This is a genomic window from Paenibacillus wuxiensis (assembly GCF_040195695.1).
Taxonomy (GTDB): domain Bacteria; phylum Bacillota; class Bacilli; order Paenibacillales; family Paenibacillaceae; genus Paenibacillus_B; species Paenibacillus_B suaedae.
Window position 1 is genome coordinate 490,730 of record NZ_JBEFZI010000001.1, and the last position, 11,882, is coordinate 502,611.

An 11,882-nucleotide genomic window follows, 5' to 3' on the forward strand; every position below is an offset into this window, starting at 1 on the left:
CAAGTAATAATACGTGTTCGAGTAAAAAGAGGTTTCAAATAAATATTGAAATTGATACAATAAACGAAATTAAGTTCATTGCAACGAGGACTGTTTTTATAGTAGGAGGAACACGATGCGATATCCAAAAGCGTATATTGAATATTTGGCACATTTCCATGGGCCAAGAGACTGGTTCGAATGTCATGAAATTATGGAAGAGTATTGGAAGGAGGAGCCCTCTGCGGAACGGAAACGTCAGTGGCTTGCACTTGTACAAATTGCTGTAGGCCTCTATCACGAGCGCCGAGGTAATGTGGCAGGGACATTGAAAATGTTATCAAGTGCACTTGGACATGCGGAAGCGATCGACTGGGGGGCGCTTGGAATTAATGGTGAGACCCTGAAACATGAATTGAAGGAACGGGTAGCATTACTCACAGATGAGAACAAGATGACAAACGCAGCTTCCACATACTCGGAGTGGAACTTTCCAATAGAAGATCAATATCTGCTTGAATTATGTATCCAATCTTGTGCGGATAAGGGATGGACTTGGTGTATGAATGGAAGTCAATCAATTGCAGCGGTTAGAGACAAGCACCTGCTGCGCGATCGGACAGACGTCATCGAAGCGAGGCAGCAAGCATTCAAGGCTAGAACCATCAATAGAAAATCGACACGATCAGGAAAATAAGGATCCCGTCTGTAGATTCCAAGATACGGACGGGAACCAGATGTTTATGAATCAGAATCCTCTTGTTCTAACATTTGAACAACCCAGCGGCACCATTCAATTTGGGCGGCAGCAAGAGAAATTGCACGATGAAGCAGGATATAGTCGCCGAAATGCTTGGATCGAATATGGCGATCTTCCTCAGAGATTCGATCAAGCAATTTCTCAAAATAAGCCGTTTTGGTCTCCAGTTGTTTCATTCGGGTTAGGAATAATGGAATCGTGATTTCTTTCTCGGTCATCCAAATGCACTTTGTTTTTAAGCTGAGCTCATCACGTGTCATTTGCTCCGCAGGAGGTTCGCCCAGCCAATCCAATACAACAGACTTCCCTTGTTCAGTAATGGAATAGACCTTCTTGTCGGGTTTGTCCCGCTGTTCAATTCGCACAAATTGAACCAAGCCCTCTCGTTCGAGCTTTGCCAATAACGGATAGATCTGGCTGTGCTTCGCTGGCCAAAACGGCTGGATACGGAGCATAAGATCATAACCAGAACAGGAATCGCTAGCTAGAAGGCCTAGCAATCCGTATGACAATGTATTCAGCAACCCTAACACCTCCTCTTTCTTTCAATGTACCCCTTCTGTCGTTTCTACCTCATTCAACATGTAACCTTAGCAAGAATGCAAATGATACAATCCCCATTATATGTAAGAATATACATAATATCAAGTGTGATTTGAAAGATCTCAGCAGTTATTATTTCCATCATATCGGATGTGGATAGATCCCGTAAGTGGCATGGTTGCTTCGCATAGAGCATGAGGGTATGATGAGAGAGCAAGCATGATTAGGGAAACGGGGTTATTGTCAATGCGAACATCACAACAAAATCAAAATCGAGACCGGGCTATACCGGTTATTATATTATCTGGCTTTTTAGGTACGGGTAAGACGACATTGTTGAAGCAGTGGCTGCAGTGGAGCACGGAAGAGAATCTAACACCTGCTGTCATTATGAATGAAGTTGGTGAAGTGAATTTGGACGGTCAGCAGTTGCCGCCTGAAGTGGCGATGAAGGAAATGCTCGGTGGCTGCATATGTTGTTCGTTCCGCGGCGACTTCAGCACCAAGCTGTATGAGCTTGTACAGGAAGAACAGCCGGATGTCATCTATGTAGAATGTACGGGAATAGCAGAGCCGATGGAACTGGTCGAGTCTATTACCGAAGTTTCTCTGTATTCAGATATTGTGTTGACTAACATCGTCGCGGTTGTCGATGCCAAACATCTAGGAGACCTGCTAGATGATGAGACCGCCATCCAGAAAGCGAACCGCAAGATGATGCGATTGCTGGAAGAACAGGTACGAGCAGCAAACACAATCCTATTAAATAAATCTGATTTGGCAACAGCTGAACAGCTCGATAAAGTACAGCAGCATGTGAAGCAATGGAATGCACACGCTAGCCTTGTCATTACTGATCATGCCGTCGTCGAACGAGAGCTGTGGATTCAGAGCTGTGTACATGCAGGAGGATCGTTATTGCTTGTTGAAGATGATGTGCAATCTATCGGAAATACGAATAATACACATGCGCAGCATGGTCATGATCATCTCTATGTGGAGCAGGCGAAGAAGGATTCACACCATCATTCTCATTCACATGCTCATGATTTCGTCACAGCGTGGACGCATCCATTGTCTGAACCGATGGACAGTGAACGATTTGAAAATTGGCTGTCCACGCTGCCTTCAAATGTGTATCGTGCAAAAGGGATTGTAAGCTTTACTGATACGACGAAGCGTTATATGTTCCAATTTGCATATCGTCAATCTGAATTTATTCCGATAGCGCCTCAAGGCGAGGTGAAGGATGTGCTTGTCGTTATCGGTGAGCATTTGGATACGGGAATGCTTCAGCGAACTTTTGAAGCGGCCGTTTACAAGGCGTAGGTGTTTGTTGTTGAGTAGATAATTACATCTTAACATGGAGATCGTACAGGGATGAGCCAAATCGACTTTCATCATAATTTCAATCGATTTTTTGACGGACTTGAAATAAAGCGGATGGATTCGAACCGCAACGAACAATTACTGCTCCCTTCACACATAGGTGAGGGAACGATTCGAAGATTTATTCCGCGTACCGATATTGAAGTTATTGTCTCGAATTATACGATGAACCGTGAGCGAGCCATATCGCTGCAAACGGAGGTAGCGATGGTTGAACTGCAGTATTGCTTGCAGGGGACTAGGGAAGTGAGCATAGCTGGTGAGCGAAATGAAATCATCCCAGGAATATGCTCCCTGCAATTGATTAAACAAGCAGATGCGAGGTTTGAGTTTACTGGCAATACGACGTACCATATGGTCAGTATTGGTATTCCGATTCACACTTTTCATCACTTTATGGAGGAAGGTGATGGGACGAGAAGGGTGGATTTCTCGCAGCTACTTGGCAGCCAAGATTATGGGTGTGAATATGAACGGATTACGCCTGATGCAACCTTACGTTTGCATCAGCTGCTTGAAGCATCCTTGATGTCCAGTACTCGAAATATTGAATTGGAATGCCGTGCTATGGAGTTATTAGAGGAAGCCTTCCAACTGTTCTTCTCGAATCCCAGAACATCTCATACGAAGAAGATGAGTAGAACGGATATGCAGAAGGTTAAGCAGGCGAGAGAAATTATGGTGCAGCAAATGTCAGATCCGCCCTCATTGCTGGAGTTGTCTCGCATGGTGGGCTTGAATGATTTCAAGCTGAAAAAGAGCTTTAAAGAAATGTACGGAGCAACTGTATTCGGCTATTTACGAGAGAAGCGGCTGGAGAGAGCACTGTTTCTGCTGCAGCAGGGCAAGCTGAATGTGACGGAGGCCGCTTATGAAGTGGGTTACTCGAATGCCAGTTATTTCTCGGAAGCTTTCCGCCGCAAATATGGTGTGAATCCTGGAAGCTTAGTCCGTCAATCAGAACGAATATAACATCTTTACTACAAACATGTCTCTGTATACAGTAATGCAGAATGACCTCATTTCCTAATAATTTGATAATCTTGTAGACCGCTCTTGTGAGTGGTCTTTTTTTGATGGACGACACCGCAAACACGAATACGCAGTATGGTACCGTTCAGAGATCGAACAAGGCTCTGTGTCTCTTACAAGGGAAGGACGCAGAGCCTTGCTGCATTCGAAATGATAATTAGGATTTGGACGCTGCTCGATACTTGTCTAAGAATTCCTTTACCTTCTCAGGATCTGCCTTCAGTTCATTCCCGGTCTTTACGATTGGGCTAACCGTCGAGGCTGCCTTGAAGATATGGTTATTGTAGAATTTCAAGAAGTCTTCTTGGTTGATAGAGTATAGAACTGCTTTTCGCAGGTCTGCACTCTTGGCTACTTCTCGATTCGCTGTGTTGAAGAGCAGGTAAGATACTGCATTGCTCTCAATGCTTTGCAAGGACAGCTTGCTGTCATTTTTCACAAGGTCAAATTTTGTTTCAGGCACTCCATAGTTGACATAGATTTCACCGCTTCGAAGTGCGGCCAATTGGCTGTCAGCATCCTTTATGAAGCGCAGAATGACTTTATTGATTTTCGGTTCATGCTTTGTGCCTCTCAAGTAACCCGGATTTTTGTATAGAATCGCTTCATAATCATTTTTATAGGACAAGATATATGGTCCGCTCGTAACCAGTACGTTATTGTATTTGTTTCCTTCCGTAACTGTATTCTGATCTCCATATGGAATGTCCTTGTTAACATCGAACTTCGCTACATCGTATGTATTGATGCGCTCTACCTGCTGCTTCGATACGATTCCTGCCGACTGATGGGCCAAATAATTTAATACTTGAGGGAAAGGTTCAGTTGTTGTCAATTTGATAACTTGATATTTGCCGGTCTTGCTGTTCGCATCATTTTTATTCGTGACAAGTGAGGAGATCTTGTTTTCAAGTCCTTGCTCTAGCACAGTCTTAATTGTGTCACTGCCTCCTGAGAGCTTCGCAGTTTCCAGCTCTTTCAGATCTGAGACAATCTCAACGGACTTAATATGCTCATGCAGGCTGTACGTGCGATGATCGGGAACAGAGTTCTTATCCTTTGCCCGATTCAGGGAAAATACAACATCGTCAGCTCCAACGCGCTCGCCGGTATCAACAGCAAGCTTGTTCTCAATTTTGGCAAAATGGATATCATCTCTCAAAATAAAGTAATAATCCGAGTTGCCTTCAGCAATTGCGTGATTGTAGGACAAGGAACCGTCTGAAGTGATGCGGTCATCATCGGTCAGATTAATGAGACGTACATACATATTCGTATTGATCATGTTGATCGATCCATCATTGCCTTTAATCGGATCAAGGGAGGTCAGCGTTGAAGATCCTTGCGCCAAAATGAGAGGAGTTGCTTGACGCTTGGACGTATCCTTAAAGTCTACATCCTCCCAGGCAAAGGAACGAGACTTGGACAATCTCACGGAATCTCCATTCAGCAGGTCTTTATTGTAAGCTTGGCTCTTTAACGAAATATATAAGGGCACAATATAAGCTTGATCAAACACGAGCCGCTGCTCCAATTGCTTGTAGGTCTCGATAAACTCCGCAGGGGTCTGTGAGGCCGCTTTGTCGATCAATGCATCGATTTCCGGATCAGCGAGGATACTGTAGTCTCCTCCTGATTTGAATAGGGAACGTACGGCATAATCAGGATTTCCCGTTACGGTGGTCCAGCCTGACAGTGCGATATCATAGTTGCCAGCTTCCTTCTGAGCCTTGAAGCTGCCGTAATCCGGCTGCAAGTTCAGCTTCACGTTGAAGCCATTTTTGGTTAGTTGATCACGAATGATGTTAAGATCGGATTCGCCAGTGCTCATGCCCAGCAGTTCGATGGTCACTGGTGCTCCTATTTCTGTTTGCGGTTTATTTTTAGCGCTCTTGGCAGGCTCTTTGCCAACGGTATCGGATTTCGTACTTACCGAGCATCCGCTTACTAACACGAGTACAGACAATAGTAAGATGAAGAACTTGCTTTTGGATAGCATATGAGTTCCCTCCCATAATCTCGTATTTATGATTCTGACTTCTTTGTTCGTGCGCATATTTTTGCAGCATGACTTGCGGCCATTTTTGCCTATATTAGGCCAAGTATCGCATTCCCTTAGTGCATTTTCGGATCTAGTGCATCCCGTATTCCATCGCCAAGGAAGTTAAAGGACAATACAAGTGCGATGATAGCAATGCCTGGGTAGATAGCGAGATATGAATGCGACTCAAGATAAGTGCTGCCAAGCTTCAAAATGTTGCCCCATTCTGGGATATGCGGCTCAACGCCAAGTCCTAAATAACTTAAGCTGCTTGTTGAAATAACTGCGCCACCGATTGTAAGTGTCGACTTCACAATCATCGGGGCAAGTGAATTCGGTACAATATGCTGGAATATAATTGCCAACTTCCGTTGACCAAGGGCCCTAGCTGCTTCTACGTATTCATATGTAGCTACGACCATGACGCTAGCTCTCATCGTGCGGGCATAGCTCGGAATTGATCCGATGCTTAGTGCAGCAATGAGATTGATCGTGTTGGCGCCGAATGCCGCGATGATGGCGATGGCTAGCAATATCCCCGGAATAGCGTAAATCACATCGAGCAGCCGCATAATGAGATTGTCCGTCCGACGTCCATAGAAGCCGGAGATGGCGCCGAGCACACCGCCCACAATGACAGGGATTGCTGTGGAAATGATTCCAACAATGAGTGAAATACGAGCGCCAAATATAATTCTCGAAAATAGGCATCTGCCAAAGTTGTCGGTGCCGAGCGGGTAGGTGAGGCTCGGTGATTGCAGAATCGCACTGTAATCATTCTCCACAGCGATGCTGTAGTCGAAGGTGAAGAAGCTGCAAATCGAGATTGAGAACAAGAAGAGGATAAAAAATAACCCTGACATGGCTGCTGCATTCCGTGTTATTCGTTCCCATACTTCCTTCCACTTCGCACCAGTCTCATCATGCGGATTGTTCAGAAGCAGCATGACTCCAAGCAGCAGAGCGAATAAATTCCCGGTAATCGCTGTGAACAGGAGTAGAATCGCAACGATCCGTATCCATGGCTGTCTTCGGTTCTGTATAATGCCGCCGCAAGCTATTAGAATGAGGATTATGAGTTGAAAAATGGCGATCACAAGCAGGATCAGCATCGCCGCTGGGAACGTATCGGCCACATAGGGCTTAAAAAGATTTAGAGCAGAGACACCGATAACAAAGAGCTGTGTAAGCAGCATGTATACAGCTAAGGAATAATGCAGCGAAGCTCTGCTTTTCAACAAATGAAGGGAGGCGGCTGCAATAAATACATTCCCAGTGAGAAGGCTTAGTAATAACAGATAACCGACAGATCGCGTAGAGGTTCTGATGTCGCCGCTTCTGCTGATATCATGCTTAATCTTGATCGTGACACCCAACTGAAGCAAGGTGAAGAAGATATATAGGACAGCAGCGGTGAATACATAATGCCGTACTGCTTGATTTGTTACATCATAACTGTTCACCAGCAGGAGTAGGGACAATAAGGATGATACGATGGTCGCGAAGCTGGCGTACTTATATTCTCTGTTTGTTTTCAGTCGGTTTGTGTTATCGCATCGTTTGTCTAGTGATTTGTTCATGATTCACCTGCTTTAGTATTGTTTCATCTTGGTACGAATCCGTGGGTCAATGAAGGCGTACATAATATCCACCGCTAAATTGACCAGTGATATCGTAATCGCCGTGTAGACAACACCTCCCATAATGGCGGGAATATCCGGAATGAACTGCTTATCGATGATATAACTGCCGATACCGCTAATATTGAACACCTTCTCCGTAACTGCAGCTCCTCCAAGCATTGCTCCAAATTGCAATCCCACGACTGTAAGAATCGGAATGAGGGCATTTCTTACAGCATGCCGGAGCAGTACCTGCCGATTGCGCAGCCCCTTCGCTCTAGCAGTTAAGATGTAGTCCTCATGAATCACCTCAAGAGTAGAAGCGCGGGTCATGCGGGCAACGGATGCTGTCAATCCTGTTCCAAGTACAATGACCGGCATAATGACAGACAGCCAATTATTCGGATTATAGGTAGCAGGCAGCCATTTCAGATGAATGGAGAAGTTGAGAATGAAGACCAGTCCCTGCCAAAAGTTAGGTATCGATAAACCGAGCAATGCGATGAAGATGAACGTATAATCGAACAATGTATTAGGTCGTGTTGCAGAAGTGATGCCGATCGGCAGTGCAATGAGGAGAGCAAGTGCAAGTGAAATAATTGTTAGCGTTAACGTAATTGGAAATTTGGCTGCGATGGCAGTTGATACTTCTTCGTTGCCTGCAAATGAACTGCCTAAATCAAATGTGGCGATGCCTCTTAATGTGTTCCACAGTTGAATGAAAAAGGGTTGGTCCAAGCCGTGCATCTTATTGAACGCCTCGATCTGCTCCGCTGTCGCCGTTTCTCCCAAAATATTAACTGCAGGATGGAATGGGGACAGCTTCAATATGGTGAATACGACAATAGAGACCCCGATAATTACAAGCAGACTCATCATCAATCGCTCAAATATGTATTTGAGATATGCGTTGTAATAAAAGAGCACAAGCAGATACATCGGAAATCCGGGAAGTAAGGTCAAGATGATAAACAGCGGGTGTCGAAGCAAGGCTTGAAAGGTACCAGAGTAGGTAGTGCGTCTATGGAGTCGTTGGTCAAGCATTTTAATGGTATGTTCATGTACGGCTTGGCGGAATTGTTCTTCAGTCAACTTGTGAACCTGGCGATTGAACTGGAGATTGTCTATGTTCTCACCGAAGAAGCGATGCTTGCAGCGTAGTTGATCCTCGAAGTCGGCTTGAAGCTTCTCTTTGTAACCGGAAGCGAGGAGTTCCTGCGTGACCAAATCTCGTGCCGCTTGGAAGTTATCATCCCTTCGTTTAACCTGATAGATAATGTATGCCGCAAGGTGGACAGGCAAGCCGAGCAGTATAGCAAGGCGTGCATAGATTGGGTTCAGGCTCAACTTTGTATAGCTGTGGCTGATTGTCTCTGTCCATTTTGGAAGCCTAGGCGCTTCAGTATATTCCATTTGCATGTAGTATAAGCACCTCCTTCACTTTTAAATTGTATAATTCCGATGGATATAGTATATTTTATTTCAAGGTTTTGTCAAGAACTGTTAGCAAACCTATTCATCACTATGATAGACGGGAGAGCGGGCATGGAGCATATCCTTCAAGTTCAGGATTTATCGGTAGCATTTCAGAATCGGGAGCAAGAGATTCATGCGGTTCGAGGCATAAGCTTTGTGGTCAACCCAGGCGAGACACTCGGAATTGTGGGCGAATCAGGGAGTGGCAAGAGCGTTACTGCACGATCCATCATGCGCCTGCTGCCTTCGTCAATAGCATCAAAGCAGAGTGGTACGATTAGTTTCTTAGGTGTGGACGTGGCGCTTTATTCAGAGTCCGACATGGAGAATGTTCGTGGACGTCACATCGGGATGATTTTTCAAGATCCGATGACTTCGTTGAATCCAACGATGAGCATTGGAAGTCAAATTGCAGAGAGCTTGATCAAGCATCAGGATATGACAGCTGCACAGGCAAAGGCGGAAGCGATTAACATGTTGAAGATGGTTGGGATCCGCAATAGTGAATTGCGTTATTCTCACTATCCTCATGAATGCTCAGGCGGCATGCGTCAAAGAGTGATGATCGCTATCGCCCTTGCCTGCAGGCCGGCACTCCTTATTGCAGATGAACCGACAACTGCACTGGATGTAACAATTCAGGCGCAGATCTTGAGTGTCATGAAGCATATGCAGAGAGAATTTGGTACTTCAATCATTCTCATTACGCATGACCTTGGTGTCGTAGCAGGGATGTGTGATCGCGTGCTCGTCATGAAGGAAGGAGAGATTGTGGAGGAAGGCTCGACCGTAGAGCTATCCGCCAATCCACAACATCCATATACGCTAAAATTATTGAACGCGCTTCCCCGATTACATGAGAAGAAGGTGAAGTCTGCCCCATTCGTTAGTCCTCGGTTGGCTGATCAACATCCATTGCTGGAGGTTCGTTCCCTGAAGCAGCATTTTGATTTGGGCAAAGGGAATATTGTTAAGGCAGTTAACGATATCAGCTTCTATATCCAAGAGGGGGAGACGCTTGGCGTCGTGGGAGAATCCGGCTGCGGCAAATCAACGACAGGAAGAGCGATATTGCGCCTGCATGAGCCGACTGGCGGTGATGTGCTGTATCAGGGCATGTCGGTAAACCGATTGTCAGCACAGGAGATGAAAATCGTTCGCAGGCATATGCAAATGATCTTTCAGGATCCGTACGCGTCATTGAATCCGAGATGGAAGGTTATCGATCTGATCGGTGAAGCGCTGGATGTTCACAGATTGGTCTCAAGCAAGCAAGAGCGGAAGAAGCGGGTAGAGGAGCTGCTCGATATGGTTGGGCTAGAGCCATCTCATGCTATGCGTTATCCGCATGAATTCTCTGGAGGGCAGCGTCAGCGCATCGGAATCGCTAGAGCGCTTGCGGTAGAACCGAAATTCATTGTGTGTGACGAACCACTATCAGCGCTTGATGTATCGATACAAGCCCAAATTGTGCAGCTGATGCAGGAGCTTCAGCAAAGTCTTGGCTTAACCTACTTGTTCATTGCACATGACCTGTCTATGGTCAAGCATATTAGTGATCGGGTAGCTGTGATGTATCGCGGCAAAATCGTAGAGTTGGCAGAAAGCGAAGTATTGTATTCGAACCCGCAGCATGCGTATACGAAGTCATTATTAGCCGCAATTCCTGTACCAGATCCGCAGATCGAAATGCGGAAGCCACGTGCATTCATGGAAGAATTGGGGGAATCCGATCCGTATCAGCTGGAGCGTTCCCGATTGGTCGAGGTTGCCTCGGGTCACTGGGTGTCCATTCTTTCGTAGGTCAAGCATATATGGGGTATTTGACAATAATAACAAAAAAGCTCCTGTATCAGAACGCAAGTTGGTTCTGGTACAGGAGCTTTGCCCGTGTCTATGTAACGGGATTATCGAGTAGCAGAGGGCGAATGCTGCCCATGCCCTGGTTCGGTATCCTTATCTTCCAAGAAGCGATATCCGTCTGCAACCCATTCCAATGCCCCCGTATCTGGATGGATGACCATGCCATGCACAGGTACGTCAGAAGGAAGAAGCGGGTGCTTGCGCAGCACTTGTACGCTGTTCATTACCCCTTCATGGACATCATTGAAGCCTCGCAGCCAGTGGTGCAGCTTAATGCCGGAGTTCGTCAGCGTATCCAGAACAACATCTTCAACGCCGCGCTTTTTGGCCTTGTCGATAATTTGTTGAGAGTTCAAGCCAGTCATCCCGCAGCCATAGTGACCGATAACGATAACCTCATCGGCTTCCAGTTCATAAATAGCGACAAGCACACTGCGCACAACACTTCCGAATGGCTGTGAAATGATTGCACCTGCGTTTTTAATAATTTTTACGTCGCCATTACGCAAATTCATTGCTTTTGGAAGGAGCTCGACGAGTCGAGTATCCATGCATGTGATAATGACCATTTTCTTGTCGGGGAATTTGTCAGTCAAGTACTGTTCATATTCGCGTTTCTCGACGAATTCACGGTTGAAATCTAAAATGTTGGACATGTTGGACATGTTTTTCCCTCCCTTGCATGTTGACGCTTCATTTGTTGTCACGTCGATCCTTGCATGCGACATGTGTTGAATAAATTTGTTGTGCACTGCTCAGCTTGTAAAAGCCGCCTGTCCCCGATACATCAAGGTTCAATTTCTCATCAAAGAACACCATGTGATGCCGGTTCATGTAGATGTCAAGCGGGGCATTGCTTTGCAGCTGCACGTCATCTGCGTCAGCCTGCGGGGCGATCCATATGGCGGGCACGCCGTTGACGGCGCAGCCGCAGCCTTCCGTATCGTGTACAAGCTTGATAATTCCGCCATCTGCGGAGCGGAGACGCTGCTTAAGCTGCTCTTCGGCAGCTTCAGTCACTTGAATCCAAATTGACATCGAATCTGCTCCTTTATGGCTTGACATGTTCGAGTAAGTGTACAAATAGCAATGTAACAATGATTCCAAAATACGAATCGTTATTCACAATCGCTTTCGAATGTTGATTATATCGTTTTCACCGCGTATCATCAAGAAG

At 45.7% G+C, this 11,882-nt stretch carries 10 protein-coding genes; 4 read left to right on the forward strand and 6 right to left on the reverse strand.

All coding sequences use genetic code 11. The features are described from left to right. Positions 1 to 115 precede the first annotated feature (115 nt). Positions 116 to 676, forward strand: a complete 561-nt coding sequence (locus tag ABN764_RS02265) for a DUF309 domain-containing protein (protein WP_446670777.1) — start codon at positions 116 to 118, stop codon at positions 674 to 676. Between the two features lie 44 nt (positions 677 to 720). On the opposite strand, the gene ABN764_RS02270 is transcribed toward ABN764_RS02265, so the two are convergent. Continuing rightward, complete coding sequence (locus tag ABN764_RS02270) at positions 721 to 1,263, reverse strand: PadR family transcriptional regulator (RefSeq protein ID WP_021253953.1); 543 nt, start codon at positions 1,261 to 1,263, stop codon at positions 721 to 723. A 265-nt stretch (positions 1,264 to 1,528) separates the two neighbouring features. Here ABN764_RS02270 and ABN764_RS02275 point away from each other — a divergent pair, with 265 nt between their 5' ends. Both ABN764_RS02275 and ABN764_RS02280 read left to right on the forward strand, forming a co-directional pair. Continuing rightward, positions 1,529 to 2,611 (forward strand): CobW family GTP-binding protein, encoded by a 1,083-nt coding sequence (locus ABN764_RS02275; RefSeq protein WP_446670778.1) that lies wholly within the window; start codon positions 1,529 to 1,531, stop codon positions 2,609 to 2,611. A gap of 51 nt (positions 2,612 to 2,662) precedes the next feature. Next, entirely contained in the window at positions 2,663 to 3,643 is a 981-nt protein-coding gene (locus ABN764_RS02280) for an AraC family transcriptional regulator (RefSeq protein ID WP_446670779.1), read from the forward strand. Positions 3,644 to 3,860: 217 nt separating this feature from the next. Here the strand turns inward: ABN764_RS02280 and ABN764_RS02285 are convergent, their stop codons facing one another. From ABN764_RS02285 to ABN764_RS02295, 3 genes are all read right to left on the reverse strand, one after another. Continuing rightward, complete coding sequence (locus tag ABN764_RS02285; protein ID WP_174810298.1) at positions 3,861 to 5,702, reverse strand: ABC transporter substrate-binding protein; 1,842 nt, start codon at positions 5,700 to 5,702, stop codon at positions 3,861 to 3,863. Between the two features lie 116 nt (positions 5,703 to 5,818). Then, complete coding sequence (locus ABN764_RS02290) at positions 5,819 to 7,324, reverse strand: ABC transporter permease (protein WP_446670780.1); 1,506 nt, start codon at positions 7,322 to 7,324, stop codon at positions 5,819 to 5,821. Positions 7,325 to 7,336: 12 nt separating this feature from the next. Then, positions 7,337 to 8,779 carry an ABC transporter permease gene (locus ABN764_RS02295; protein WP_446670899.1) on the reverse strand — a complete coding sequence of 481 codons (1,443 nt, stop codon included), beginning with the start codon at positions 8,777 to 8,779 and terminating at the stop codon, positions 7,337 to 7,339. Positions 8,780 to 8,911: 132 nt separating this feature from the next. Here ABN764_RS02295 and ABN764_RS02300 point away from each other — a divergent pair, with 132 nt between their 5' ends. Beyond that, the gene (locus ABN764_RS02300) at positions 8,912 to 10,645 is read left to right on the forward strand and encodes an ABC transporter ATP-binding protein (protein ID WP_446670781.1); all 1,734 of its coding nucleotides are present in this window, start codon (positions 8,912 to 8,914) and stop codon (positions 10,643 to 10,645) included. A 104-nt stretch (positions 10,646 to 10,749) separates the two neighbouring features. Here the strand turns inward: ABN764_RS02300 and ABN764_RS02305 are convergent, their stop codons facing one another. Together ABN764_RS02305 and ABN764_RS02310 are read right to left on the reverse strand one after the other, a co-directional pair. Then, a complete protein-coding gene (locus tag ABN764_RS02305) occupies positions 10,750 to 11,370 on the reverse strand; it encodes a beta-class carbonic anhydrase (RefSeq protein WP_021253946.1) in 621 nt (206 codons plus the stop codon). A 28-nt stretch (positions 11,371 to 11,398) separates the two neighbouring features. After that, complete coding sequence (locus tag ABN764_RS02310; protein ID WP_446670782.1) at positions 11,399 to 11,743, reverse strand: iron-sulfur cluster biosynthesis family protein; 345 nt, start codon at positions 11,741 to 11,743, stop codon at positions 11,399 to 11,401. Between the last annotated feature and the right edge of the window lie 139 nt (positions 11,744 to 11,882).

Excerpts from the sequence above, each read along its gene's own strand:
- ABN764_RS02310 (WP_446670782.1), bottom strand. The coding sequence starts at position 11,743 with ATGTCAATTTGGATTCAAGTGACTGAAGCTGCCGAAGAGCAGCTTAAG.
- ABN764_RS02305 (WP_021253946.1), bottom strand. The coding sequence starts at position 11,370 with ATGTCCAACATGTCCAACATTTTAGATTTCAACCGTGAATTCGTCGAG.
- ABN764_RS02275 (WP_446670778.1), top strand. The coding sequence starts at position 1,529 with ATGCGAACATCACAACAAAATCAAAATCGAGACCGGGCTATACCGGTT.
- ABN764_RS02300 (WP_446670781.1), top strand. The coding sequence starts at position 8,912 with ATGGAGCATATCCTTCAAGTTCAGGATTTATCGGTAGCATTTCAGAAT.
- ABN764_RS02290 (WP_446670780.1), bottom strand. The coding sequence starts at position 7,324 with ATGAACAAATCACTAGACAAACGATGCGATAACACAAACCGACTGAAA.
- ABN764_RS02265 (WP_446670777.1), top strand. The coding sequence starts at position 116 with ATGCGATATCCAAAAGCGTATATTGAATATTTGGCACATTTCCATGGG.
- ABN764_RS02295 (WP_446670899.1), bottom strand. The coding sequence starts at position 8,779 with ATGGAATATACTGAAGCGCCTAGGCTTCCAAAATGGACAGAGACAATC.
- ABN764_RS02285 (WP_174810298.1), bottom strand. The coding sequence starts at position 5,702 with ATGCTATCCAAAAGCAAGTTCTTCATCTTACTATTGTCTGTACTCGTG.
- ABN764_RS02280 (WP_446670779.1), top strand. The coding sequence starts at position 2,663 with ATGAGCCAAATCGACTTTCATCATAATTTCAATCGATTTTTTGACGGA.